This window comes from Neglectibacter sp. X4 (assembly GCF_009917365.1).
Taxonomy (GTDB): domain Bacteria; phylum Bacillota; class Clostridia; order Oscillospirales; family Acutalibacteraceae; genus Acutalibacter.
The window spans coordinates 36127-62376 of the sequence record NZ_QWLE01000001.1 but is presented as its reverse complement, the minus strand read 5'-3'; the positions used below and the strand labels follow the sequence as shown (position 1 = coordinate 62376).

Annotated in this window: 24 protein-coding genes; 4 read left to right on the top strand and 20 right to left on the bottom strand. The window is 56.1% G+C overall.

The window, feature by feature from the left end; all coding sequences use genetic code 11:
• Window positions 1–12 precede the first annotated feature (12 nt).
• From frr to rpmB, 5 genes are all read right to left on the bottom strand, one after another.
• Window positions 13–567: a ribosome recycling factor gene (gene frr / locus D1841_RS00320; RefSeq protein WP_160641213.1), complete on the bottom strand. Its 555-nt coding sequence runs from the start codon at window positions 565–567 to the stop codon at window positions 13–15.
• Between the two features lie 248 nt (window positions 568–815).
• Window positions 816–1520 carry a UMP kinase gene (pyrH, locus tag D1841_RS00315; protein ID WP_160641148.1) on the bottom strand — a complete coding sequence of 235 codons (705 nt, stop codon included), beginning with the start codon at window positions 1518–1520 and terminating at the stop codon, window positions 816–818.
• A 178-nt stretch (window positions 1521–1698) separates the two neighbouring features.
• The gene (locus D1841_RS00310) at window positions 1699–2508 is read right to left on the bottom strand and encodes a histidine phosphatase family protein (RefSeq protein ID WP_160641147.1); all 810 of its coding nucleotides are present in this window, start codon (window positions 2506–2508) and stop codon (window positions 1699–1701) included.
• 356 nt (window positions 2509–2864) lie between these two features.
• Window positions 2865–3914, bottom strand: a complete 1050-nt coding sequence (locus tag D1841_RS00305; protein WP_161879841.1) for an S-layer homology domain-containing protein — start codon at window positions 3912–3914, stop codon at window positions 2865–2867.
• A gap of 430 nt (window positions 3915–4344) precedes the next feature.
• Complete coding sequence (gene rpmB, locus D1841_RS00300; protein WP_160641145.1) at window positions 4345–4533, bottom strand: 50S ribosomal protein L28; 189 nt, start codon at window positions 4531–4533, stop codon at window positions 4345–4347.
• Window positions 4534–4760: 227 nt separating this feature from the next.
• Between rpmB and D1841_RS00295 the strand changes: the two genes are divergently transcribed.
• Together D1841_RS00295 and D1841_RS00290 are read left to right on the top strand one after the other, a co-directional pair.
• Window positions 4761–5243, top strand: a complete 483-nt coding sequence (locus D1841_RS00295; protein WP_160641144.1) for an RNA polymerase sigma factor — start codon at window positions 4761–4763, stop codon at window positions 5241–5243.
• Between the two features lie 95 nt (window positions 5244–5338).
• The gene (locus D1841_RS00290; protein WP_160641143.1) at window positions 5339–5827 is read left to right on the top strand and encodes a hypothetical protein; all 489 of its coding nucleotides are present in this window, start codon (window positions 5339–5341) and stop codon (window positions 5825–5827) included.
• A gap of 52 nt (window positions 5828–5879) precedes the next feature.
• On the opposite strand, the gene D1841_RS00285 is transcribed toward D1841_RS00290, so the two are convergent.
• Window positions 5880–7286 (bottom strand): MATE family efflux transporter, encoded by a 1407-nt coding sequence (locus tag D1841_RS00285; RefSeq protein WP_201751151.1) that lies wholly within the window; start codon window positions 7284–7286, stop codon window positions 5880–5882.
• Between the two features lie 451 nt (window positions 7287–7737).
• On the opposite strand from D1841_RS00285, the gene D1841_RS00280 reads away from it, so the two are divergent.
• Both D1841_RS00280 and D1841_RS00275 read left to right on the top strand, forming a co-directional pair.
• A complete protein-coding gene (locus D1841_RS00280) occupies window positions 7738–8169 on the top strand; it encodes an Rrf2 family transcriptional regulator (protein WP_160641142.1) in 432 nt (143 codons plus the stop codon).
• A gap of 39 nt (window positions 8170–8208) precedes the next feature.
• Entirely contained in the window at window positions 8209–8445 is a 237-nt protein-coding gene (locus tag D1841_RS00275) for a hypothetical protein (protein ID WP_160641141.1), read from the top strand.
• 241 nt (window positions 8446–8686) lie between these two features.
• Here D1841_RS00275 and D1841_RS00270 read toward each other — a convergent pair whose 3' ends face one another.
• The 14 genes from D1841_RS00270 to mraZ form a co-directional block, all read right to left on the bottom strand.
• A complete protein-coding gene (locus D1841_RS00270; protein WP_160641140.1) occupies window positions 8687–9529 on the bottom strand; it encodes a DegV family protein in 843 nt (280 codons plus the stop codon).
• Between the two features lie 62 nt (window positions 9530–9591).
• A complete protein-coding gene (locus tag D1841_RS00265; protein WP_160641139.1) occupies window positions 9592–10332 on the bottom strand; it encodes a hypothetical protein in 741 nt (246 codons plus the stop codon).
• A gap of 227 nt (window positions 10333–10559) precedes the next feature.
• Window positions 10560–13700, bottom strand: a complete 3141-nt coding sequence (ileS, locus tag D1841_RS00260) for an isoleucine--tRNA ligase (RefSeq protein ID WP_160641138.1) — start codon at window positions 13698–13700, stop codon at window positions 10560–10562.
• Between the two features lie 359 nt (window positions 13701–14059).
• Window positions 14060–14860, bottom strand: coding sequence for an alpha/beta fold hydrolase (locus D1841_RS00255; RefSeq protein WP_160641137.1), 801 nt, complete (start codon window positions 14858–14860; stop codon window positions 14060–14062).
• Window positions 14861–14879: 19 nt separating this feature from the next.
• Window positions 14880–16169, bottom strand: a complete 1290-nt coding sequence (locus D1841_RS00250; protein ID WP_160641136.1) for a cell division protein FtsQ/DivIB — start codon at window positions 16167–16169, stop codon at window positions 14880–14882.
• A 43-nt stretch (window positions 16170–16212) separates the two neighbouring features.
• The gene (gene murA, locus D1841_RS00245; RefSeq protein WP_160641135.1) at window positions 16213–17460 is read right to left on the bottom strand and encodes a UDP-N-acetylglucosamine 1-carboxyvinyltransferase; all 1248 of its coding nucleotides are present in this window, start codon (window positions 17458–17460) and stop codon (window positions 16213–16215) included.
• A 76-nt stretch (window positions 17461–17536) separates the two neighbouring features.
• Window positions 17537–17803: a DUF3795 domain-containing protein gene (locus tag D1841_RS00240; protein WP_160641134.1), complete on the bottom strand. Its 267-nt coding sequence runs from the start codon at window positions 17801–17803 to the stop codon at window positions 17537–17539.
• A 118-nt stretch (window positions 17804–17921) separates the two neighbouring features.
• A complete protein-coding gene (gene murG, locus D1841_RS00235) occupies window positions 17922–19049 on the bottom strand; it encodes an undecaprenyldiphospho-muramoylpentapeptide beta-N-acetylglucosaminyltransferase (RefSeq protein ID WP_160641133.1) in 1128 nt (375 codons plus the stop codon).
• Window positions 19050–19203: 154 nt separating this feature from the next.
• Window positions 19204–20466: an FtsW/RodA/SpoVE family cell cycle protein gene (locus tag D1841_RS00230; protein ID WP_237076106.1), complete on the bottom strand. Its 1263-nt coding sequence runs from the start codon at window positions 20464–20466 to the stop codon at window positions 19204–19206.
• 69 nt (window positions 20467–20535) lie between these two features.
• Window positions 20536–21537, bottom strand: coding sequence for a phospho-N-acetylmuramoyl-pentapeptide-transferase (gene mraY, locus D1841_RS00225; protein ID WP_160641132.1), 1002 nt, complete (start codon window positions 21535–21537; stop codon window positions 20536–20538).
• 52 nt (window positions 21538–21589) lie between these two features.
• Window positions 21590–23860, bottom strand: a complete 2271-nt coding sequence (locus tag D1841_RS00220; protein ID WP_237076105.1) for a penicillin-binding transpeptidase domain-containing protein — start codon at window positions 23858–23860, stop codon at window positions 21590–21592.
• A gap of 188 nt (window positions 23861–24048) precedes the next feature.
• Window positions 24049–24579, bottom strand: coding sequence for a hypothetical protein (locus D1841_RS00215; protein WP_160641130.1), 531 nt, complete (start codon window positions 24577–24579; stop codon window positions 24049–24051).
• A 66-nt stretch (window positions 24580–24645) separates the two neighbouring features.
• Entirely contained in the window at window positions 24646–25578 is a 933-nt protein-coding gene (gene rsmH, locus D1841_RS00210; protein ID WP_160641129.1) for a 16S rRNA (cytosine(1402)-N(4))-methyltransferase RsmH, read from the bottom strand.
• Between the two features lie 195 nt (window positions 25579–25773).
• Complete coding sequence (gene mraZ / locus D1841_RS00205) at window positions 25774–26193, bottom strand: division/cell wall cluster transcriptional repressor MraZ (RefSeq protein WP_160641125.1); 420 nt, start codon at window positions 26191–26193, stop codon at window positions 25774–25776.
• Window positions 26194–26250 lie beyond the last annotated feature (57 nt).

Genomic DNA, 26250 nt, shown 5'->3' with positions numbered 1-26250 from the left:
AAAAGAATGGGTTTAGATCTCCAGGATTTCCTTCTCCTTTGCGGAGAAGCAGGTATCGCAGTTTTTCACGTATTTATCTGTCAGCTCCTGGATTTTCTTCTCCCCCTGCTTCTGATCGTCCTCTGTAATGTCGCTCTGCTTTTTCATTTCCTTCAGCTTTTCAATGGCGTCCCGGCGGATGGCCCGCACTGCCACCTTGGCTTCTTCGCTAAGCTTGCTGATATCCTTCACCAGCTCCCGGCGGCGCTCCTCATTAAGGGGCGGGAACACCAGCCGGATGATTTTGCCGTCGTTCTGGGGGTTCACGCCCAGGTCGGAGGTCTGGATGGCCTTCTCAATCCCCCGCAGCACAGAAGCGTCCCAGGGCTGGATGGTCAGCACCCGGGCTTCGCTCACCGCCACTGCCGCCAACTGGTTGATGGGCGTGGGGGTGTCGTAGTAGTTTACCATTATCTTATCCAGCACCGCGGGGTTCGCCCGGCCTGCCCGGATGGCGGCATACTCTTCCTCCAGGTGCCCGATGGTTTTTTTCATTTTGCTTTCCGCTTTCGCGAATACATCTTTCATCTCTGCCATGATTTTCCGTCCTTTCTTTCTGTTGGGCTGCCGATTCTCGTCTGCCGGCGCCCCAAACCCGCTTTAAAAAACTTTTTGAGAAAAAGCTTCTTTCAAATCTTCAAAAAACTTCCGGTTCATCTATCCGATCGGGAGTACCCCGGGAACGCGATGGCCTGCGTAAGCCGCAAAACTCTTTGCGGCGGAAGGTTTCCGCCTCTGTCCCCCGAGTCTTAGATGCAACGTTACGTTGCCGCTGCCTATTGTACTAGAGTGCCTACTTTTTCGCCTTTTGCCGCCCGGACGATGTTCTGGGGATCTTCCATGCTGAACACCAAAAACGGGATGCCCCTGTCCTTACAGAAAGAGGCCGCTGTCATGTCCATAACCCCCAGGTTCCGGCTGAGCACATCCATATAGGAGAGGGTGTCGTATTTCTTGGCCTCCGGGTTCTTCTTAGGATCGCTGTCGTACACCCCGTCCACCATAGTGGCCTTTAAAATCACGTCCGCCTCAATTTCCGCCCCACGCAGGGCTGCCCCTGTGTCTGTGGAGAAGAAAGGATTGCCGGTGCCGCAGCCGAACACCACCACCCGGCCTTTTTCCAGATGGCGCACCGCCCGGTTGCGGATATAAGGCTCTGCCACCTCCTGCATGGCAATGGCTGTCTGCACCCGCACGTCCAGCCCCGCCTGCTCCAGGCCGTCTGCCACGCCCAGTGCGTTTATCACTGTGGCCAGCATCCCCATATGGTCTGCCCTGGTGCGATCCATGCTGCCGCTGCTGCGGCCCCGCCAGAAATTGCCTCCGCCCACCACAATGGCAACCTGGGCGCCCAGCTCTACCACCTCTTTGATGGGCCTGCAAATCTCCATCACTGTGTCGAAATCAATGCCATGGCCCAAACTGCCTGCCAAAGCCTCGCCGCTGAGCTTCAAGAGAATGCGCTTATATTTCAGTCCCATGAATTCACTCCTTCCCTTTGCCCGGGCCTCGCCCCGGCAAATCCAAGCATATGCCTGCACGTATTCATATTGTACATGATATTGACATTTTTGTAAAGGTAAAAAACGGTTTTTGCTGTTTTTTAATCTCCAGTGTTCGTGATTTTGCCAAAACAGTTCGCAATATTTATAAAAATTTTTATTGACTTTCCAGCAGCTCCTCCGGCTCAAAGCAGATAGAGCCGTCTGGCCGCAGGAAGCAGGGGATTCCGATGCCCCCGTCCTCCCGCACCTGCCGGAATTCCGGGCGGCTGTCCCGCAGGGCCAGGAATTCTTTCAGGTTGCCGGTGGAAAGGCCAATGTCCATATAGGAAAACCCTGTAAAGCCCTTTTCCGCAAAAAGGCACAGGGCCTCGGCGCAGTCCTTGCAGATTTCCGTTCCGTAAAATTTCACCGGGGCCGGAGAAGCTTCTGCCGCAGGCATTTCATACGTCCGCACCTCGCAGTTGTGCATGGCAAACTTAAAAAACGTTTCGTTGTCCATGGGATGGAAATAGCTTTCAATCACCCGGCACACGCCCCCATGGCACACCGCCAGCACCGTTTCCTCCGGGCAGCGGGCAGCAAGCTCCTCCAGAAAGCGGTACACCCGCTTTGCCAGCATCATCTGGGACTCCCCCTGGGGATATCCGTCTGCAAAGTTCTGCTTGTGGAAAAGGAAGTTTTCATCGAACCTGTCTGCCCCTTCGCACAGGCCGTAGTCCTGCTCAATCAGCTCCCTGTGCCTCTCTATCACCACTTCCCGGCCCTCACAGATAAGGGCCGCCGTCTCTCTGGCCCGCAGCATAGGCGAACACACCACCCTGTCAAAATGCACCCCGGAAAGCTTTTTCCCAGTTTCTTTGGCCTGCTCCCGGCCCTTTTCCGTCAGGGGCAGATCTGTCCTGCCGCACACCTTGTTCTCTTTGTTCCAAGCCGTTTCCCCATGGCGGGTTACATACAGCTTCATGGCTTTTCCTCCTCCACGCTATTTTGTATGTAAGTATAACATTCGGAAAAAATTTTTGCAACGTGCCCAATCAAAACCTTTTGGGGAAATTTATGTGTTGCAAGACAGCCATACCGCACCCGCTTATCTACAAAGCGCGCGAGGCAATAGTTAACGCAGTCCAAAAGAGGCAAACAGCTTTTTGAACCAGCGGCAATGCCGCATGCTTGAAAATCGGGCTATGCCGATTTTCAAGTGCGTTTACTATATTCTGTTTTTACACACGTTGTAGTGGCTAAAACGATCTAAAAAGAAAAACGGCCTTCCCACAGGAAGGCCGCATCTCAAATAGAGAAAGCGCTGTTATACGGCATCTTCTATGCCAAAGCTTGTAGCCTTTGCAGAATAACGGCGGCTTCCGCCCGGGTGGCATAGCCCTGCGGATCCAACGTCCCATCGTCCCGGCCCCGCAGCAGGCCAGAGCCCACAGCCCATTTCATGGCGGAAAGGGCATAGGCGCTGGTTTTGCCTGCGTCTGTAAAGCCATCCAGGCTGCCCATTGTACCTGCTATGCCTTTAAATTGCGCATAACGGTAGAGGATAGCCCCCAGTTGTTCTCTGGTAACAGGGTCAGTTGGCCGAAAAAGCCCGTCATCATGGCCCTGCACCAGGCCGTTTTTCGCTGCCCATATCACGCCTTCTCCGTACCAGGCATAGTCGATTACATCTGGGAAGGGGTTGTCAGAGCCTGCCGGAGGAGAATTCTCCAACCGATGCAGGACTGTGCAGATCATTCCCCGCTCCAGCGTGGCATTGGGGCTGAACCGCAGCAATTCCGTACCTTTTAAAATTCCTTCCTGATATGCCCACTTCACCTGCTCCTCCGCCCAATGGCCATAGGTGTCCTGGAAGGGGTTAAGAGAGTTACATTTATAAAACGTGTATCCGTATCCGTTCTCTACAACGCGAGCCGCTCCGCCGTAAACGGTTTCAAGCTGGGTGTTCCCGGCAAAGGCATAGCCTGCTATTTCCGTAACCGTATCAGGAAGCGTAACCGTTTTACGTTCAGCCGCCCCTTGTATGGCGGTGACAACCTTTGTCTTATCATGGTTATACAGGATTCCCTGTTCATCCATTACAAAGTTCTTATTGCCGCTATCCAACTCTAAAGAGGTAATGCTTGTACAGGCAGTATCAATGTCGTGATATGACGCGGATACAAAGGCCCCGTCCAGCTCGGCAATGTTCCTGGGAAGCTTTACCCGCTTTAGTTCCGGCGCGCCCCAGAAAAAGAAGGGCGGAATTTCCTCTGGCCCATCACCTTCAAAAATAATTTGTTCTAATTTTGAACAGCCGCCGAACCAAGCTCCTGTTAAATAGACCCCTTCTATTTCCTGTAAAGTTGCAGGAAATACAACAGAAATCATTTCCGGATTGCCATTCAGACAAAAAACATGGGTGCCGCCTGCATCTGGGAAATTTTCATAGTATAATCTCGATACAGGCTTGCCTTCAATATATTCTGGTATCACTATATCGCCTTTCAGATTTTCCGACTCATACAGTGTCCATCCTGGAATGATTTCGCTATTTTCTTCCAGCGGCTCTGCGAAATATAGCACTCCGCCATCTGGAAGTGTATACGTACAAATACGGGCTCGGGGGGAAGTGTCGGTATCAAAGGTAATCACAGGTTCGCTATCTGCGGCCGCCACAGGCAGGCCAGTGCATGAAACCAATAGCACAGCACAGAGTATTGCCAATAATTTTTTCATCGTTTACAGTCTCCTTTTCCAATATTTTCCAGGATAAAAGAAAACAGACGGCCCCAAAGAACCGTCTGCTGTCTTTTGAAACTTAAACCGCCCGGGTCACCTTGCCGGAACGCAGGCAGCGGGTGCAAGCATAAACCCGTTTGGGAGTGCCGTCAACAATCGCTTTCACACGCCGGATGTTGGGCTTCCAGGTTCTGTTGGAACGCCGGTGGGAGTGGGAAACCTTGATGCCGAAAGAAACGCCCTTGCCGCAGAATTCACATTTTGCCATATATCTGCACCTCCTTCAGGTTGAACATACCACATGTAAAGTTTCGTAACAGATAAAATTATAGCAGGCGTGTCCGGAAATTGCAAGGCTTTTTTCAAAAAACCCCTGTTTTTTTGCCCCGGAGGGCCTGGGCAGAAAAATTTTTAAAAAAATTTCCCCTTTTATGAGATTTTTCCGGGCGCTGGGGGGTATTATGGGTGAAAAGCTTTTCAGAAGGAGGCGGAACCATGGACAGCGATGCATTTGCAGCCGCGGCCGAGCGGTACAGCGGCACAATATACCGGATAGCGTTCCACTCCTGCAAAAACCAGGCGGACGCCGAGGACATCACCCAGAACGTGCTCTTAAAGCTCTTCCGCACCCAGACCGCCTTTGAGAGCGAGGAGCACATGCGCCGCTGGGTTATCCGGGTGGCGGTGAACGAGTGCAAAAAGCTGGTGTGCTCGGCATGGTTCCGCCGCAGCGTGCCTTTGGAGGAATACGCACAGACCCTTTCTCTGGAAGGGCCGGAGGAAAGCGCCCTGTTCCTGGCGGTGATGGAACTGCCCCAGAAATACCGGGTGCCCGTATACCTCCACTATTACGAGGGCTATCCTGTGAAGGAATGCGCGGCCTTGTGCGGGGTGAAGCCCTCCACCATGCAGACCCGTATGCAGCGGGCCAGGGAGAAGCTGAAAAAGAAATTGTGCGAAGAAGAAAGGGAGAACTGACCATGGAACACAAAGCATTGCCGGATACCTGGTTATATAAGCAGACATTTTCAAAGCTTGTGCCCTCTCCCCAATTGATACAGGAGGTACTTGACATGACAGAAACAAAGAAAAGGCCCAAGAAATTTATTTTGCGCCGCCTGGTGGTGGCTGCCCTGGTGGTGGCCCTGGCCGCGGCCCTGGCTATGGGAGCAAACGCCGCCACAGGCGGAGAGCTTTTCAAAGGCGTTGTCAGCTTTGTAAGCTATTCCGAAGACGGGGAAGCCATTATGGTGACGGTAGACTCTGACGCTCTGGAAGGGGCGGAGGATGGAACGCCTATTGAGTATTTCTCCATCGAAGAAAAGGGAAGCGGGCAGGGCCGGATTGTCTACAAGGACAAGGACGGCAACACCGTGATAGAGGATATTGAACTGCCTGACAAGCCCAGCAAGGAGATCCTGGAAGACGCCCGGAAGGAGGGCATCGCTGTGGAAGTAAGGGGCAGCGCAGATTTCTCCGATGAAGAGCTGGAAGCCGCCGCCGCAAGGTTCACAGGCCAGCTTATGGCGGCTAAGTCCCTTGTGGAAAAGCTTGCCGCATAAACACTTCAGGAAAATCCCGGACTGTGAAAAGTCCGGGATTTTCTATGTACGGTTAAATCACTCGCATGGCGCGCCACTTGCCGCCCTTATAGCGCCAGATAACCAATATGGCCTTGATAACCCAGTCGCACACCATGGCAAGGGCCACGCCTACAGCGCCCATTTGCAGCGCCAGCCCAAACAGGAAGGAAAGGGACACCCGGCACACTACCGTGGCAAAGATGGCGGCGTACATGGTGAACTTCACGTCCCCGGCGGCCCGCAGGCCGTTGGCAAAGGCAAAGGCCACAGGGCCGAACACAGCGTTGAGGGAATTGTGGATGAAAACCAGTAGGATAACCAGGTGCTTGGCCTCCCCGCTGAGGCTGTACACCTGCAAAGCCAGGGGCGTGGCTAAAAGGATGGCCAGGTTCCACACAGCGGCCCCGGCAAACGTGATACGCAGAAGCTTTTTCATATAGTAGTCAGCGCCTTCCACGTCTCCCGCGCCCATATACTGGCCCACCACTGTGATAAACACAGGACCCATGGCAATGCAGAACAGGGCCGACATAGACCAGAAGCTTTGGGCCACGCCGTTGGCGGCAATCTGCACAGTACCAAAGGTGGCGACAATGGAGCTGAGGGCCACCTTGGAAAGCTGGAACAAGCCGCTTTCAATGCCGTTGGGTACGGCAATGCGGAAAATCCTTGTAATCATGTTCCACCGGCAGGAGAACACCATGGAAAGCCGCAGGGAGATGGGGTTTTCCGGGTTCATGGTCAGTATCACCATGGCAGCAGCCGCAAAGGCCCGGGAAATCAGGGTGGGCCAAGCCACGCCTGCCACGCCTGCGCGCAGGGCAAACACGCCGATGGCGTTGCCCGCTACGTTGATGCCGTTCATGGCAATGGAAACCTGCATGAGGATTTTTGTCCTGCCCATGCTGCGGAAAAGCCCGGCACAGCCGTTATACAGCGCTAAAAAGGGGAAGGAAAAGGCTGTGATGCGCATGTAAACCATGCCGGTATCCAGCACCTCCTGCTCCACCCTGCCGAACAGCAGGCCGAAAATCTGCCGCCCGAACAGCAGCACCACCAGCCCCAACAGGATGGAAATGGCGCTGATGGACATTACAAGCTGGCTTGCCGCCATGTCCCCGTTTTCCTTGTCCTCCCGGCCCACATACTGGCTGGCCACCACCGCGCCTCCAGAGGCAAGAGCTGTGAAGGCCATGATGAACACGTTGTTAAGCTGATCCACCAGGGATACGCTGGACACCGCCGCTTCCCCGGCATAGCTTATCATCAGGGTATCCACAATGCCCACCAAAAGGGCCAGAAACTGCTCAATCAGTACGGGCAGGATCAGGGCCTTCAGGGCCGGGTTTGAAAAGCGCTTTCGTTCCTCCGGGATTTGGGCTTTCGGCTCCAGCAGCCGGGCCAATAGGCCCTGGGGCCTTGGTGCGTCGCTTTGCATAGCTGTACCTCCTGGTATTTTCCTTTATCTGTATTTAATTTGTATTATACAGCCCTCAGAGGAAAAAGTCCAGCGGCAATCAAATCTGCTCGGGCGTGTGTAAGTTTTCGTGAAGAGTGAGAAATCCAGGACGGGCCTGCTTTTTAAATGAAACAAAACCTATGCGTATTTGCGGAGACTTAAATATTACCCGTTCTACCATTGAACTTTTCCCGAAAAACATCCAGCTTATGGAGAAAAAATGGCTATGTGTTAAAGAGAAATCGAATTTCTAAAGATGTTGTCCGGCGGAGAAGTAAAATCAACTGACCTCCCTCATAGAACACATATTCTTATCCCTTTGGGGTGCAAATTTCCGGCACTGGCCTTCATTTGTACCCACGAATAGCCAGAAAACTCTTGACATTTCACATAAGTGTAACTACAATAGTTGCGTAAGGGAGGCGGTATCATGAGCGCAAACACTAGGTTCCCTGTGGCTATACACATCCTGGCGTTCGCGGCTATCTATCCCGGGCAATGCCCGTCAGAGCGGATTGCGGAGAGCGCCAACACCAATCCGGTGGTGATCCGCAGGCTCAACGGGCAGCTAAAAAATGCCGGCCTTTTGCGTATCCGCAACGGTGCGGCCGGCACCGAACTGGCAAGGCCGCCGGAAGAGATTACGCTGAAGGATGTATTTTTAGCAGTGCAGGCAAGGAAAAATGCCCATCTTTTCGACACGCACCAGCGGCCCAACCCAACTTGCCCGGTAGGTGGAAATATATTGAGAGCTATCCGGAAGCCGCTGGGCGCCGCCCAGGACGCGGTAGAATCCGCTCTCGACCAGTACACAATAGCGGGGATCGTGGAAACGATCCGGAAAGGAATGAATGAAAGATAGTATGGCAAACGCAAATCAAAAAAGTCAGCTTTTCCCATCATGCAGGCGTTCAATCCTTTTATCCAGGGTATCGGCAACGCAAGGCTGAGCCTGATCATCGGCCTCATGGACGGTGTGGTGGCCCGCATCGGCCTGTTCCTGCTGTTTGAGCAGGTGCTGCATATGGGGATGTTCGGCGTGCTCTTAGGCTACACTTTGGCTACTTATGTCACCGCAATTCCCGCAATGGTCTACTTCCTTTCTGGCGTTTGGAAAAAGCGCAAGCTGCTGGTTTGATGCAGGTGATGCTGGAATAAGACTAATGGAGTACTAATTTAATCTATTCTAATGTGCTGGCTTCAATAAAACGCAGAGTGCCCAAACAGGCTCTCTGCGTTTTATCTGCTCCCAAAGACAAAGAAGGCCTTATCGCCGCACCAAGAATCTATCAAAAATCGACTGTGCCACTCATTGTAAGGATACCTCTTTATGGGTGACTGCCTAAGAGCAAGCGCTTCTTTTGAGAAATATCTAAACTCTATTTACAGAAAAACGCCACAGCCACGGCTCCCGGGCCTACATGGGTGCCAATGGTGCCGCCTACTGTACAGAAAGGCAGGGAATCCGTATGCTCCTGCCAAAGCTCCCGGCTGTCTGCTATATATTTTTGCAGCAGGGCATCGCTAAGCCCGGTATAACCCAGGCGGTAGGGGCGGCTGAAATCCACCCCGGCAGTTTTTTCAATCTCCTGAATCAGCAGGCTGTTGCCGTTTTTTGATCCCCTGGCCTTGCCCAGCACCACCACCTCGCCCTCCCGGACAGCTACCACCGGCTTTACAGACAGCAGGCCGCCCACTAAAGCTGTGGTGGGAGAAATGCGCCCGCCGCGCTTCAGGTATTCCAAGGTGTCCAGCAGGGCGATAAGCCGGACAGACTTTTTCTCCTTCTCCAGGCAGGCCGCTATTTCAGTCGCTTCCAGGCCTTGATCCAGCAACTCCAAGGCCCGCTCCACCAAAATCATCTCGCCAATAGTGGCGTTTTCGCTGTCCACCACATGCACCTTTCCAGGGAATTTCCGGGCCGCAAGGCAGGCGCACTGCCAAGTGCCGGAAAGTTTACTGGACAAGGTGACAGCTACCACCTCTTCCCCAGCCTCCACAGCGTCCCGGAAAGCGTCCTCAAATTCTCCGGGGCCTACCTGGCTGGTAACCGGCAGGTCGTCTCCTTCAATAAGCTGTTCATAAAACTGCCTGTGGGTTAAATCTACCCCGTCCTGACACTGCCTGCCCTCAAAGCTGATAGTCATAGGCAATACCCTGACTTCCTGCCGCTGAGGGGAAACCATGTCGGAGGCGGAATCGGTAATAATACGGATAGGCATAGGAAAACTCCTTTCGTCATAAGGGCCGCATACTACAGCCCGTCTCCCTCTTGTGCTTTTTATCAGTTCTGCTGTGCGGCACTCCACTGGTATGGCTGATCCAAAGGCCAGGAGAAGCCGATATTCGACAGGGCCAGGGGCTGTTCCCCCTCCATATAGAAATAAATATCTATATTATCTGGGTTGCCCCCTGCTCCAGTAAAGCCCTCCTGCAGGGTCTTTTGGATGCTGTCCAGCACAGTTTCTGCCATCTGATCAGCGCTATGCATGTGGAATTCGTCCTTCTGGTTTTCAATAGGGCCTTGGAACAGGGCTGAGCTTTCCGCCAGGCACACGCTCATACCGCCCTTGCCCGTTGCCACAGGCTCTGCCAGGGTCAAGTCCCAGCCTGTGAGATCGGCAATTCCCTGTATCAGCCCTTCTGGGGTCACCTCTCCCTCCAGCGTACAAGGATATTCCTGGAACCCCCCAGCCTTTGTGCCAATATACAAGGTTACGCCGAAGTCGTCAGCCTCCGCCGCGCTGGGAGCAGGCTGGACATCCTCAGGCTGGCTGGCAGGGGCGCCGAGGCCGTCTGCGGCAGAGGGAGTCTCCTCTCCCTTTGCAGAGGGCGTTGGGGTGGGCTGTACCGCCGGCTCCGGCGTGGCGGCGGCAGAGGAAGCCGGCTCTACAGAGGAAGAGACTAAAGGTTCCCATCCCCCGGCAGCAGGCTGGGCGCTGCCCTGCTCCGGCTTAGCCGAACAGCCCGCCAGGGTTATGCAAAACATGGCCAGCAAAAGCACAGCAGCTATTCTTTTTTTCATGAATATCAAGTCCTTCCCCAAAAGTTCTGTAAACCAATCATATCACAACCCCTAAGCTTTTGCAATGCTTTGTATAAAAAAGCGCCCGGGTATATGTAGTTAATGTGTTTGAAAAAGTTTTGCCCTTTTCAACCGCAGGGACTATAAAAACAGGAAGCATTCCCTGCCTGCCAAGCGGGGATGCTTCCTGTTTCAAAATTTCCTCTTTGTTTTAGGCGGACAGCCTGTTATTTTTCCACCCGCCGCACGCCCAGGGTGACAGCCTCGCCGTTAATATCCCATTCTGCGGTGTAGCCTTCCAGGGCGCCATAATGGCAGGCCTCCCCCAATACATCGGAAAGGATGGCGCTTTCATTGGCCTGCAGCACAGCGGCAACCTTCTCACTCCCCTGCTGGTACACCTCAATGTGATCGGTGACATGGAAACCTGCGTCCTTGCGCATGGACTGAAGCTTTGAGACAATCTCCCGCACAAAGCCCTCCTCGATGAGTTCCTCTGTCAGGGCCGTGTCCAGCACCACAGTGAGGCCCCTGTCGGAAACAGAGGTGAAGCCCTCCTTCTGGGCAGCGTCAATAAGCAGTTCCTCCGCGGTAAGCTGTACCCCCCCGTCAGACATGGGCACCGCCACAAAGCCCTCATTGTCAAGCTGCTTCTTGGCGGCGGAGCCGTCCAGGTTCTGCAGGGCTTCCCGCAATTCTCCCAGGCGCTTGCCGAATTTCTTGCCCAAAAGCTTTAGCTGGGGCTTGAAGGTGTAGGCGGCGAAGGCTGACATATCGCTGAGGAATTCCAGTTCCTTCACGTTCAATTCCTGTTTGATAATATCCTGGTACAGCTCTCCCAGGCCGGAGGGCGCGTCTGTATACAGCTTTTGCAGGGGCTGGCGGTTTTTAATACCGGAAAGGTTCCGGGCGGCCCGGCCCTGGGTGACCACCTTCAGCACCTCGTCCATGTCCTGCTCCAGCTTTTCGTCCACCCAGCTTTCCTTTGCGGCAGGATAGGCGCACAGATGCACGCTTTCCGGGGCGGCGGGGTCTACAGAGCACACCAGGTTGCGGTAAATTTCCTCGCTCATAAAGGGGGCCATAGGCGCGCAAAGCTTTGCCGTTTCCACCAGGGCTGTGTACAGTGTCATGTAGGCGGCAGTTTTGTCCTCCAGTTCCCCCTGTGCCCAGAACCGGGCGCGGCTGCGGCGGACATACCAGTTGCTCATTTCGTCCACAAAGTCCTGCAAGGCCCTTGCTGCTTCCGGCACCTTATAGGCGGCAAGGCAGCCGTCCACCTCTTTGATGGTGGAGTGCAGCCGGGACAAAAGCCACTTGTCCATAACGGTGAGGGCGCATGTATCCAGGCTGTGCTTTGTGGGGTTAAAGCTGTCAATGTTCGCGTACAGCACATAGAAAGCGTAGGTGTTCCACAGGGTGGAGAAGAACTTTTTCTGGCCCTCCACCACTGTTTTTTTGCTGAAATTTTTGGGCAGCCAGGGGGCCGAGCAGGTATAGAAGAACCAGCGCAGGCTGTCTGCGCCAAAGGACTCCAGGGCCTCCATAGGCTCTACAGCGTTGCCCTTGGACTTGCTCATCTTCTTGCCTTCCTCGTCCTGCACCAAGCCCATCACCAGCACGTTTTTATAAGGGGCCTTGTCGAACAGAAGCGTAGAGATGGCTAAGAGGGAGTAAAACCATCCCCGGGTCTGGTCTACAGCCTCGGAAATGAAGTTTGCCGGGAACTGGCTTTCAAACAGCTCCTTGTTCTCAAAGGGATAGTGGTACTGGGCAAAGGGCATGGAGCCGGAATCGAACCAGCAGTCGATAACCTCGGGCACCCGGTGCATCTCCCCTCCGCAGTGGGGGCAGGGGATGGTTACCTCGTCTACATAGGGCCTGTGCAGCTCGATGTCCTCTGGGCAGTTAGGCGACAGTTCCCTCAGTTCCGCAATGCTGCCTACAGCGTGACGGTGGCCGCACTGGCACTCCCAGATATTGAGAGGCGTGCCCCAATAGCGGTTGCGGCTGACAGCCCAGTCCTGGACGTTTTCCAGCCAGTCCCCAAAGCGGCCCTTGCCGATGCTCTCTGGCAGCCAGTTCACCGTGTTGTTGTTTGCGATAAGCTGCTCTTTCACGTCGGTCATCTTGATATACCAGGACTCCCGGGCATAATAGATAAGGGGCGTGTCGCAGCGCCAGCAGAAGGGATAGCTGTGCTCGAATTTCGGCGCGGAATAGAGCAGGCCACGCTTGTCTAAGTCCACCAGGATTTCCTTGTCCGCATCCTTGCAGAAAACCCCTGCCCATTTGGTTTCTTCTGTCATCTGGCCCTTTGTGTCCACAAGCTGCACCAAGGGCAGGCCATATCTGCGGCCCACTTTGGCGTCGTCCTCGCCAAAGGCCGGAGCAATGTGTACCACGCCGGTGCCGTCGGTGAGGGTGACGTAATCATCGCACACCACATACCAGCATTTCTCCTTGGGGGTCACAAAGTCAAACAGCGGTTCATATTCCTTGTGCTCCAGGTCGGCTCCCTTATACTGCTCCAGCACAGTATAATTCCCCTCTCCCAGCACTGTGTCACACAGGGCCGCGGCCAGGTAGTAGGTTTCGGCCTTATCCTCCTTCGTATAGCTTACCTTTACATAATCCTCCCCGGCGTTCACGCACAGGGCCACGTTGGAGGGCAGCGTCCAGGGGGTAGTGGTCCAGGCCAGGATGAAGGCGTCCTCCCCTTTCACCTTGAACTTGGCAATAGCAGAGCGCTCCTTCACGTCCTTATAGCCCTGGGCCACCTCGTGAGAGGAAAGGGGTGTGCCGCAGCGGGGGCAGTAGGGCACAATTTTAAAGCCCTTATAGAGCAGGCCCTTGTCCCAAATCTGCTTTAAAGCCCACCACTCTGACTCAATAAAGCTGTTGTGGTAGGTGACGTAAGGATCATCCATGTCTGCCCAGAAGCCTACGGTGCGGGAGAAATCTTCCCACATGCCCTTATATTTCCATACGCTCTCCTTGCACTTGTCGATAAAGGGGGCAATGCCATATTCCTCAATCTGCTCCTTGCCGTTGATAGACAGAAGCTTTTCCACCTCCAGCTCCACAGGCAGGCCATGGGTATCCCACCCGGCCTTGCGCAGCACCTGCTCCCCTTTCATGGTGTGGTACCGGGGGAACATGTCCTTAAAGGCCCGGGTTTCCAAGTGCCCGATATGGGGCCTGCCGTTTGCGGTGGGAGGCCCGTCGTAGAAAGTGTAAGCGGGGCATCCCTTCCGCTGCTCCACGCTCTTTTCAAAAATTTTATGCTCCTGCCAGAACTGCTCTGTGGCCTTTTCCCGCTCCACAAAATTCATGTCCGGGGAAACGGCCTTGTAAAGTTCGCTCATTTTTTCCGCCTTCCTTTCAAAATTTCTGCCGAAAGCCATCTGATACGCAAAAAGCCCTCGTCCCGCGCAAACGGGACGAGGGCAAAAACCTTCGCTGTACCACCCATTTCGGCGTATCGCACAGGCTGCGCGCCTGCGTACATACACGCCCCGGTAACGGCGGGGAGCCGGCTGCGCTTACTGGGGAAACGCTACCGCGCCTTCCTTTTCAGCTTGCGACTTGGGAGGGATACGCCTGCGGGCTACTCATGCCGGCTTGCACCTGCCGCCGGCTCTCTGGGATTTTCGCGCCGCCGCGCCTGTCTCCGTCACAGTCTTTCGTCCTATTGGGGGTATTGTACACCATTTTTTCCGGCAAGTCAAGGCCGAAAACAGGGCTCCTGCAAAAACCGGAGGATGCGCTGGTTGAAATCCTTTGCTTCCTCATAGGCGGCATGGCCCAAGGCCTCATACATATAGATTTCACAGGAAAGCTTCCCGGCGATTTCTTCCGACGCAGAGCCTGCAGCCACCTGATCTTCTTTTCCGCCGATGACAAAAGCGGGGCAGGAGATCTGATGCAGCTCCGGGTAGGCGTTGCAGGTCAGGCAGGCTTCTGCAAGGGCAATAAAACGGCTGTAGTCTTTGGGCCTGCCAATTCTGGAAAGGAGGGGGATCAGCCGCCTGTTCTTTTTCCTATACGCCTCTGAATACATTTTCTCAAACATATCAGCCACAAGCCCCGCATAATCCCCTTCCCGCGCCAGCCAAATCCATCTGTTTATAGCTTTTTCCATGGTTTCGCTTATCCTGGACGCGGTAACGCAAAGCACCAGCTTATGCACCAGGCCGGGATGGCGTATCGCAAGATACTGGGCTATCATGCCGCCTTGGGACACGCCCACCACATCCGCGGCGGACAGGCGCAGGTATTCCATCATAAAAGCAGTATCCTCCGCCATATCCCTGATGGTGTACCCGTCCGGCACAGTATCCTTTTTATCCATAACGTATACTGTATAGTCTTTTGTGAAAGCGCGGTACATATAAGCCAGGGGGAGCGCCGCGCCTTTCACCCGCTGGAAGCTCAAGCCGGGGATTAGGACGAGCGTTTTCGCCCCCTTCCCAAAAACCACGCAATCCAAATTTGTACCATCTTTTTTACACGTTATCGTTTTCATGCCGCCTGTCCTTCTTTCCCTAGCCTATAGGTTCGTCAGGGATATCGTCCCCCCTGCCGCCGGATTCCTCTTCTGTACTGCTGTCCGGGCTTTCTCCCTCCTCCGGCTGTGATTCGCCGCCTGAAGCCGACGCCGGGGAAGCCTGCCCCGCAGGATCCACAGGCTGGGAGGTAAACCCTGCCCGGCGCACGTCTGCATAGGAAAGGTCTAAGACCCCTGTCTGATCCTCCCCTATATGGCCTTCCCGCAGAAGCTTATAGCCAAACTGCACCTTGTAATCCAGTTCTGCGGCGTTGCCCAGCTTGCATTCCACCCTGTCCTGATACCACAAGGTGATGTTATAAGGGTCTGTGATGTCCAGGCGGGTGAACTCCCCCCAGGCCCCCAATTCCACAATTTTTTCCAGAATCGTGGAATAGGCTTCCTGCAGGCCCTTATCCTCCACCTGCACCATCCCCCCCGCCTGGGGGTTTTGGGGTGCAAGCCCCTCAATGCGCATAACGCCTTCCCGAGGCTCTGGCTGAGTTTCCAATATTTTCCCTTCCCCGCTGACATAAAGCCACATGCCTTCTGAAAAAACACAGCAAGCCACCTGTGTGCCTGTGATGTGGATTTCCAGGGTGCCTGGAATGTGGCGGCGTATCTCCACATCCGCAATGTAGGGAAGCTGGGCTTTCAGCTTTTTCACCCGGTCGCTGGTGGTGATGAAAAACAGATTATCCCCCACCTCATATTCACACAGGCGCAGGATGTCCTCTGTCTGATACACCACATCCCCGGTAACAGTGATTTCAGAAATTTTAAACAGCAGGGAGATTGCCAGCACACAGGTAACCGCCAGCATAACAAATATTCCGCCCAGCATCAGCAGGCGGCGCAGGCCTTTTTTCATGGGAGGCCTGCGCTTGCGGGGCTGGGGCGGACGCTTAGGGGCAGGAGCCTTCCCGGGCCGGGGGCGCTGGCCCGGGCGGACAGGCCTTCCCCCTGGCTGGGGCGGACGGGCAGGCGCGGGTCTTTGCTGGGAGCGGGGCCGGCGGTTCCCGGCCTCTTTCAGGGGGCGCTGGCCTGGGCGGGCAGGCCTTCCCCCTGGCTGAGGCGGACGGACAGGACGCTCCTGGGCAGACGCTCTGTCCCCGGCAGGCCTGGGCCTGCCGGGGGGCGCGGGCCTTTGCTGGGAGCGGGGCCGGCGGTTCCCGGTTTCTTTCAGGGGCCGCGCCCTTTGAGGCACTTCCCCGTCTGAATGGGAGCGGATATCCACAAAATCGTCCCCATCCCAAAACCCCCGCCTGGGCTTCCTGTTCTGCGCCATAGCCGCTCCCCCTTTCTTTTTTACATCCTAAAAGCGATTTATTTCAGTCCGCCTCCCGGATCCTTGCCCCCAGAAGCGCAAGGTTCCCGGCAATATCTTCATAGCCCCGGCGGATGTATTCCACCCCTTCAATTTCTGTGCGGCCCCGGGCCGCAAGGCCCGCCACCACCAGGGCTGCCCCGCCCCGCAGATCCCACGCCTCCACCGGCGCGCCTGCCAGGCGGTCCACCCCCTCTACAATGGCAACCTTTCCTTCCACCTTAATTTTCGCCCCCAGCCGCTGCAGGCCTTCTGCATGGCGGTAGCGGTTCTCAAATATGTTTTCCACAAAGACGCTGGTGCCGCTGCCCACTGCCGCCATGCTCATTACCACTGGCTGGGCGTCTGTAGGAAAGCCGGGATATGGCATGGTGCGGATATGTTTTACCGGCATAAGCCTGCGGGGGGCCATGATATTCAGGCTTCCGCCCATCTGCCGCACCTCGCAGCCCGATTCCTCAAAGGGGGAAAGCATGGGCAGGATGTGGGCGTTATCCACGTCCCGCAGGGTAACGCTCCCTCCCGTCACTGCTGCCGCAGCCATGTAGGTGGCGGAAACAATGCGGTCGGGCATCATCCTGTGCTCGCTGCCGAAAAGCTCCTTCACCCCGTCAATGATGACGCAGCTCTCCCCCGCCCCATAAATGCGCCCGCCGCAGCGGTTGAGATAGGCGGCAAGATCGGCGATTTCCGGCTCCCTGGCAGCGTTCGCGATAATGGTAGTACCCTTGGAGCACACCGCTGCCAGCATCAGGTTTTCTGTAGCGCCCACGCTGGGGAAGGAAAGGGACACATAGGCCCCTTGGATGCCCCCCGGCGCCTGGCACTGGAGGCACCCGCCCCTTTCCTCAATCTCCACCCCCAGCTTCTGCAGGGAGGAGATATGCAGGTCAATGGGCCGCGGCCCCAGTTCGCAGCCGCCGGGGAAGCAGAGCCTGGCCTCCCCGCACCGGGAGACAATGGCACCCAAAAACACAATGGACGATCGCATTTCCCGCATAAGCTCCTGGGGCACCTCGCAGCCGGTCATGGCGTTGTCCACAACCAGATCAGAGCCTTCCCGGGCGCAGCGGCACCCCAAGTGCTCCAAAATGCGTACAGCCGTTTCCACGTCCGTCAGGTCGGGGCAGTTGTGCAGCACGCTTTGGCCCTTGCACAGAACCGTTGCCGCCAAAATAGGCAGCGCGCTGTTCTTGGCCCCCTGGATGCTGATTTCCCCGCAGAGTTCCGCAGGGCCGTCAATAATAATCATAGGGAACACCTCGATTTGTTAGCATACGCTATCATATGAAATGTTCCCAAATCGGTGATTGCCGAAGCGCCCGCCCCTATTTCCGCAGATTTTCTTCCTTATGGAAAAAGGCTTTCTCCAGGGCGGCATACTCTGCCAGGCTGCACACGGCCCGGCATTTTTTCTGGATTTTTGCCGATTTCTCCAGCACAGACTCTATCTTCCCGCAGGGGAATGCCCCGCACTGGCTGCACTTTTCCACGCCATGGGCCTTAGTGCAGTCCGTTAAGCCGTATGTACATTCCTTGTGGGAGGAGCAGCCTGTGCAGGCCATCTCCTCCGGCGGGACAACGCTGTTCCGCATCCCCGTCCGGTACCACAGCTAGGCAACTTTTTTCTGTTCTTCCTGGCTATGGGCATTATAGCGGGGGCAGGCAAGGCAGTCGTCTCCGCAGAGAGTGATTTTCTCCATGGCCTTCTCCTTATTGTTTCCCGGCCGCGCAGGCCGCCTTAATGGTGCGGTAAATCCGCTCGCTGGCGTCCAGGATCTCCAGCTTCCCCGCGTTTTCCCCCAGGGATTTCAGGCGCTGGGGGTCTGCCAGGATTTCCTCCACCTTGGCCCACAAAGCCTCCCCTGTCAAGTCCTTTTCCTCTATAATCTCCGCCGCACCCCGGCGCACCAGGGCCATGGCGTTGTGGAACTGATGGTTTTCCGCCACATTGGGAGAGGGCACCAGGATGGAGGCTTTAGCCTTGGCCTCTATCTCCGTCAGGGTCATGGCCCCAGCCCTGCCAATCACCAGATCCGCGGCGGAAAGGCACTGGGGCATGTTGTCGATGTATTCCAAAAGGCGTATCTGAGGGCTTGCGGCTTGGTCAAAGCCAAACTCCCGCAGTTCATCCATAAATTTTTCGTCATGGGTGCCGTATCCATGGATATGCTGCACCTCGCCTTTTTTCGCGCTCTGGGCCAGCATCCAAGCGGCGGCCCGGTTTAGGGCAGAGGCCCCCAGGCTTCCCCCGAAGGACAGCACCAGGGGGCGCTCGTCCAGCCCCAGGGCCTTGCGGGACTCCTCCCGCTGGGCAGAGAGCACCTCCCCCCGCACAGGGTTCCCGGTGACAATGCAGTTTACGGAGTGGTCGAAATAATTCTTGGCGTCAGGCACAGCCAGCATTACCGCATGGACGGATTTTGCCAGCATCCGGGTGGTCACCCCGGGATAGGCGTTGGACTCATGTATGACGCAGGGAATATGGAGCCTTGCGGCTTCCCGTATCACCGGGCCGCTTACATAGCCGCCGGTGCCCACGCACACGTCCGGGGCAAACTCCTTGATAATGCGGTGGGCCTCGCTGCTGGCAGTGAACATGCGCACCACAGTCTGGGCGTTGCGCATCAGGTTTTTAGGGGTTATCCTGCGCTGGAAGCCGGAGATGGTGATGGTCTGCATGGGATACCCCGCCTTTGCCACCAGCCGTTCCTCCATGCCGCCCCGGTTGCCCACATACAGAATTTCCGTGTCCGGCTCTTTTTTGCGCAGATATCCCGCCACAGCCAGGGCCGGGTTAATGTGCCCTGCCGTGCCGCCGCCTGTAAACAATACTTTCATGTCCCCACGATCCTTTCAAAAGTGATGTGCTTTCCACCTTATTGTAACGGCCAGCCGGCCATAAATCAATACCTGGTTCCTGAAAATATGGGAAGGGCACCGGGCGCAAGGGTTTTGCCCCTGCACTCGGTGCGATTCTTAAAACCGGCAAGCCCTATGTCTTTTCCACGCTGGCACTGCGGGAAATGTTCAGAAGCACGCCCATCTCCCCCAGCAGCATCAAAAGCGCTGTGCCCCCATAGCTGAAAAAGGGCAGGCTGATGCCTGTGTTTGGGATGGTGTTTGTCACCACGCAGATGTTCAGCACCGCCTGTATGCCTATTTGGAAGGTAATGCCCAGCCCCAGGAGCATCCCGAAGCGATCCTTGGCCTTTAAGGAAACATATACGCCCCGCCAAATCAGCATCCCGAACAGCACCATAATCACCAGCGCCCCCACCATGCCCAATTCCTCGCAGACAATGGCGAAAATAAAATCGTTCTGGGGGGCGGGCAGATATAAATATTTCTGCCGGGACTGCCCCAGCCCCAAGCCTAAAAAGCCGCCGGAGCCGATGGCGTATAAAGACTGCCGGGTTTGGTAGGTGTCCACGCCCTCCGGCGCGTTAAAGGGATCCAGCCAGCCCACCACGCGGTCTGTCTGATAGCTGCCGCCAAAGGCCAGCATCAGAATAAGGGCCGCAAGGATAATGGAGCCTCCAATGACAAACCACCGCACCCGCGTTCCCCCTACAAACATCAAAGAAGCGCCCAGCAAAAGGATAATGAGGGTGGCGGAAAGATGGTGCTCCAAAGCAATAAGCCCGGCTATCAGGGCCATAAGGCCCACAAAAGGCACCACGCCATACCGAAAGGTATGCATTCTGGCGGCGTTTTGGGAAATAAGGTGGGCAAACATTAAAATAAGGGCAAACTTCGCCACCTCTGAAGGCTGGAAACGGATGGGCAGGGGGTCGAAATCCAGCCATCGGTTGGCAACACCCTCCACAGGCGCCAGGGAAGTGCCTTTAAAGGCAAGCACAATGATCAGCAGCAGCACGGATACGCCAAGAATGGGCAGGGCCAGCTTGTGGAACTGGTGGTAGTCAAAGGTGGAGATGAGCAGCATGGCCGCCGTTCCTGCCAGTGCAAAGCCGCCCTGGCGGCTGATATAGTAATAGCTGTCCCCCTGGCGGTAATAGCTGTCCGCATAGCTTGCGGAAAAGAGCATCACAAGCCCCACAGCCAGCAGCACCATGATAAACACGAACAGGGGCATATCCAGGCCCTGCCCCAGGGAGAAAATCTTGAACTTTAACCGGGTGCGGCGCTGCCGGGGCCTGTCTCCAGGCTCCCCTCCCCTCTGCCGCTCCCTGGGGGGCGGCGCGGACTGGGGCACCCTTCTCAGGCCCCGGGCCGTCCTGCCTTCTGCTGCCATGGGGATTCCTCCTTCCTATCAGGTAGCTTTGTCTTCTAATGGCTATATTCTGTCCAGGCTCTGGCAGGGCTATACGCCCCACAGCACACAGCAGAAGGCAACGGCTCCCCCTAAAAGGGACACCAAGCCAAAAACTGTGCATATTTTCACCTCAGACCAGCCGCATATTTCAAAGTGGTGGTGGATGGGGGACATTTTAAACAGGCGCTTGCCGTGGGTAGACTTGAAATAAGTGACCTGCAGCACCACGGAAAGGATTTCCGCCCAATAGACTAAGCCGATGGGCAGCAGCAGGATGGGCATATCCAGCCCAAAGGCCAAGGCCCCCACCATGCCGCCTAAAAACAGGGAGCCTGTGTCGCCCATGAAAACCTTGGCGGGGTGGAAGTTCCACATGAGAAAGCCAATGCAGGCTGCCGCCGCCGCAACGCCCAGGACGGAAAGGCCTGTCATGGAGAGGAACCCCGCGCACAGGGCCAGGCTTAAAAAGGCAAAGAAGGTGACAGTGGTGTTCAGGCCGTCTACGCCATCGGTAAAGTTCACCGCGTTTGTAAGCCCCACCAGCAAAATGGCCGCCAGGATATAGTAGCCAGGGCCTAAGTCTATTTGGCCTATAAAGGGGATTGTGGTGGCTGTTGTGTCTCCCGCCAGAGCCAGGGAGGCAAGGTATGCCGCCGCCACGGCAAACTGCAGCACCAGCTTCTGGCGCTCGGTCAGCCCCAGGTTCCGCTTTTTCACCACGCCGATATAGTCATCCATAAACCCAATGGCCCCATAGGCCAGGGCCATGGCAAGGCCCCCCAGCACCCGCACCTGCATGAGAAGCGTCTCTCCGTATCCCATGCCCCGGGCGGCAGGCACGCACACCGCCATGGCGGCAGTGATGCCGATTATGAACATCAGCCCGCCCATGGTGGGGGTGCCCTGCTTGTTCTTGTGCCAGCTAGGGCCTATCTCCCGGATGGTCTGCCCGAAATGCAGCTTGTGCAGGAAGGGAATGAGCCACCGGCCCAAGAAAGCCGTTACGCCGAAGCCCAGCACCGCTGCCATGCAATAAATCACGTTGTTCATGTTTTATCCTGCCTTCCCTCTTTTTTCCTCTCGCTGCCCCTGCCCTATGGCGCTACTCGTCTAGCTCCACTGTGGGCACGTCTGTCACCACATTTTCCACGAATGTCAGGGTGATAACCGTTCCCAGCTTCACTCTGTCGCCTGGGTCTATGCTTTGCAGGCTGACAGTGGTGCCATTGACGGAAGCGCCCTTGACGCTTACCTGCAGGCCGTTAATGCTGGCAACATAGATGGCGTTTGCCAGGTCATAGCCGCTGAAATCAGGCACTTCCACCAGGGTGCTGTCCTCGTCATAGCCCTCAGTGTACAGTACCACCTTGCCGCCCTTGGGTACGGCCCCGCCGCTTTCAGGAATCTGCTGGGTGATAACCGCGTCCCCGTCCTCGCTGCCGATTACGCTGTAGGTAAGGCCCATATCCTCCAGCAGGCTATAGGCTTCCTCCAGGGTTTTGCCTGCAACAGAGGGGGACACCATGTCAAGCTGCTCATATTCGTCCTCTGTATACTGGGCGTCCACCCCCAGGTAAGGCAGCACCTCCTCCATAATTTTAGAGAAGATAGGCCCTGCCACCGCGTTGCCGCCGGTCTGGTTGTTCTGGAGATCGTCCCCGCCAGGCTCGTCAAAGAACACCAGCAGGGCATACTGGGGATCCTCTGCCGGCGCAAAGCCGCAATAGGAGGCTATGTATTCCATGGGCTTGGATCTGTCCTGGTTGTGCTTATCCACCTTTTCCGAGGTGCCTGTCTTACCGCACACCCGGTATCCCATCACATAGCCGCCGTTGGCCGTTCCCACCTCCGCGTTCTGCCGGAGGATGTCCGCAATGGTGGAGGCTGTCTTTTCCGAAATCACCTGCCGGCGGTAGGTGGTGTCCGCCGTCTTGACAATGTTCCCCTCCTCGTCCACAATGCGATCCACCACATGGGGCCGCACCAGATATCCGCCGTTGGCAATTACGCAGCTTGCGGTAATCATCTGCACAGGGGTGATGGTAAAGTTCTGCCCGAAAGATTCGCAGGCAAGCTCTACCGGGCCTAAAGCTTCCGTGCTGTGGTAGATACTGTAGGATTCACCAGGCAGGTCTATGCCTGTCTTTTCCGTAAAGCCAAAAGCTTCCCGGTATTTGGAGAAGGTTTCCGCCCCCAAAAGCCCGCCAATATGCATAAACCAGGGGTTGCAGGAGTTGCACAGCCCTTCCCGGAAGGTGGTAGTGCCATGGCCCGCATGTTTCCAGCAGGAAATGGGATCCTTCATGCCGTCAAATTTCACAGATCCATCGCAGGTGTAGCTGCTGGCCTCCTCAATCACGCCTTCCTCCAGGCCCATGGAGCCTACGCACATTTTAAACACCGAGCCGGGGATATACGTATCCGCCACAGCCTTGTTGCGCCACTGGCGGTTCAAAGCGGCGCTGTAGGCCTCATCCTGCTCATCGTCCGGCAAAGCCTCAATATCCGCCAGCATACTTTCATCCAGGACTGTAAAGGGATCGTTGGGGTCATAGTCGGGCTTTGTGGAAAGGCCGATAACCCCGCCGGTTTTCACGTCCATCATAATGGCCACCGCGCCGTTTTTCACCTGGTATTTTTCAATGCCCTCTGCCAGGTACTTTTTCAAAATGCTCTGCACTGTCTCGTCAATGGTGAGCACCAAATCATACCCATTCTCCGCCGGCACCATCTGCTCCTTTTCAAAGGGCATATCCAGGTTCCAGCCGTTGCGGGCGGAAACCATGCGGCCCGGCGTGCCGCTAAGCTCGTCGTCATAATAAAGCTCCAGCCCCTCCAGGCCGTTGCCGTCCATGCCTGTAAAGCCCAGGATGTTGGAGGCCACTGTTCCGTAGGGGTAATAGCGCTTGTAATCGTCAATCAGCCGCACGCCAGAGTCAATCCCATGCTCTTGCAGGAAATTATTCACCGCGTCCCGGGTGTCAGATTCAATCTTGCGCTTTATCACTTCATAGAAAGAGTCTTTCTTCCCGGTTTTCTGGTAAAGCTCCTCCTCGTCCAGATCCAGTATGGGCGCAAGGCCGGAAGCTATGGTGCGCCGCAGCTCCTCGTCCCCCGCTATAAAGTAGGGTTCCAGCACCACTGTCCACACGCTGGCGCTCTGGGCCAGCACCTTGGTGCCGGTAGCGTCGTAAATAGATCCCCGCATGGCAGGCAGGGAGGTGCTTCGCAGGCTCTGATCCATGGCCGCGGTTTTCATCTCCTCCCCCCGCATAATCTGCCAGTGGAACAGGCTTACAGCCGCCGCCCCAAACCCTATTATCACCAGCGCCGCCGTCAGCCCCATGGCCTTATGGCGCATTTTCTCCGCCATTCCTTTTGGCATCCGCCTTCACCGTCCTTTTCAGGGCCTATGCCCGGATTTTTCAGCCGTTCTGCTTTCATGCATGCCGCTATAAAGAAAAAGCGGGGCAGGCCGCATCTCCCCCCATTTCACCGCTTTTCTGTTACTATTGTTATTCCCGCCAAGCCCCCGCTATAACCCCGCGGGAGCAAATTCCTTTAGGCAAACAGGCTTCTTAAAGAGGCCAGAAGCTTGTCCAGCACCGAGCCGCCGTCCAGATCCTGCAGCACCCTGCCCTGGTCGGCCCGGGCCACGTTGATGTATGTCACCTGGGTGCCGGAAATTTTGCTCATCCCCAGCTTCCCGGCAGCATACTGCTCCACCTGGGCGTCGTTCATCCGCAGGGCCGCCTGCATATTCAACTGGATTTCCACGCTCTCCGCCTTGGCAAGATCATCTGTCACTGTGTTTATTTCCTGGGTAAGCTCTGTAAGCAGCACCTGGCTTTGCACCACGGAAACCACTGTGATAAAAACCACGCTGGAGAACAGGAAATACACCACAAACCGGAACACGTGCCTCTTGGGCTTAACCTGCTTTTGCGTGCCCTCCTGGGGCAGCTCCACCACATTCTCCCGGGCTTTGCGCTCCCTGCGGGGCTGCTGCTGCGGCTGTTCCACAACAGCAGGCGCTGCCGCACTCCGCTCCTCGAACAAGGCGAAATCATATGCTTCTGAAAAGTTTGCCATGGCGCTCACCTCCTTTTGGCTTTCTGCCAGTCGAACCGCTTCTATAGTAAAGGAGCCGCGCCCCTGTTATTGTCCGTTTTTCTCAAAAACCCGCAGCCTCGCGCTTCTGGCCCGGGGGTTTTCCAGCAGTTCCTCTGCCGAGGGGCTAAGCCCCTTTTTATAGACCAGCCTCCCCTGAGGCTTTTTCCCGCACACGCACACGGGGAAATCCGGAGGACAGGTGCATCCCTGGCACCAACGGGCCATTTCCCGCTTCACCATCCGGTCTTCCAGGGAGTGGAAGGTGATAACCGCCAGCCGCCCCTTGGGGGCCAACAGTACAAAGGCTGACTCCAGCCCTTCCCGGAGCCTGTCCAGCTCTCCGTTCACCGCAATGCGCAGCGCCTGGAAGGTGCGCCGGGCCGGGTGCCCTTCTGCCCTGCGCACAGCCGCCGGGACAGAATCCTTAATAATCTCCGCAAGCTGCAGGGTGGTGGCAATCTCCCCCTGCTCCCGGGCCTTGCAGATGCCCGCCGCAATCCGCCCCGCACTGCGATCCTCTCCATACCGGGCAATAATCCTTGCAAGCTCCTCCTGGGGCAGGGTGTTCACCAAATCCCTGGCGGAAAGGCCGGCCTGGCTCATGCGCATGTCCAAGGGCGCGTCGTGATGATAGGAAAAACCGCGCTCCGGGGCATCTAACTGGTGGGAAGAAACGCCAATGTCCAGCAAAATGCCGTCTGCCGCCTCAATGCCATGCTCCTGTGCCAGTTCCTTCATCTGGGCGAAATTCCCCCGGATCACTGTGGACTGGGGATATTTTGCAAGCCTCTCCCCTCCTGCGGCGATAGCGTCCGGATCCTGATCGATAGACAGCAGCCGTCCGCCTGCAAGGCGCTGGAGAATCGCCTCCGAGTGCCCCCCTCCCCCCATGGTGCCGTCAATGTACAGGCCGTCAGGGCGGATATGGAGAGCTTCTATAGTTTCCCGAAATAAAACGGGCTTGTGGTTAAATTCCATATATGCTTCCTGTTTTAGAGCGTGTTCACATAAGTTGAATATGCAGATTTTCGAGGGGATTTAGTGGGGTTCAAGGCAGGAACCGCAAGAAAGGCGAACGTTTGAAAAGCGTTTTCGCATCTTCGAGGATTCCTAACACAGAAGCCCATAAAATAACCCGAAAAGATGCGTGTGATTGCTTTGTGTGTACACGCTCTAGAAATCCAACAGATTCATGGAGGCCTCAATGGCCTCGTCGGTCTGGCTTTCATTGTAGGCGGCCCACCGGGCCGCGTCCCAGATTTCCGCCCGCACTGCCGCGCCGATAACGGTTACGTCCCGGGTAAGCCCCGCGTGATCCCGCAGGTTCTGGGGAATGAGGATGCGCCCCTGCTTGTCCGGCTCCACCTCGGCGGCGCCGGAGAAGAAATAGCGCTGGATGCCCTTGCCCTGGGCCAGGGGGATGGCCGCGACCTTCTCCACCAGGCTGTCCCATTGGGACTGTGACAAAAGGAACAGGCAGCCGTCCAGGCCCCGGCAGACATAAAACTTGTCCCCCAAGTCCTCCCGGAACTTGGAAGGCACTGTCACCCTGCCCTTCTGGTCCATATTATGCTGATATTCACCAGTCAACATAATTCCTGCGCCCTTCCGATTTTTGCCCCGGAGAAAAGCGCCTGCACCAGAAGCCAC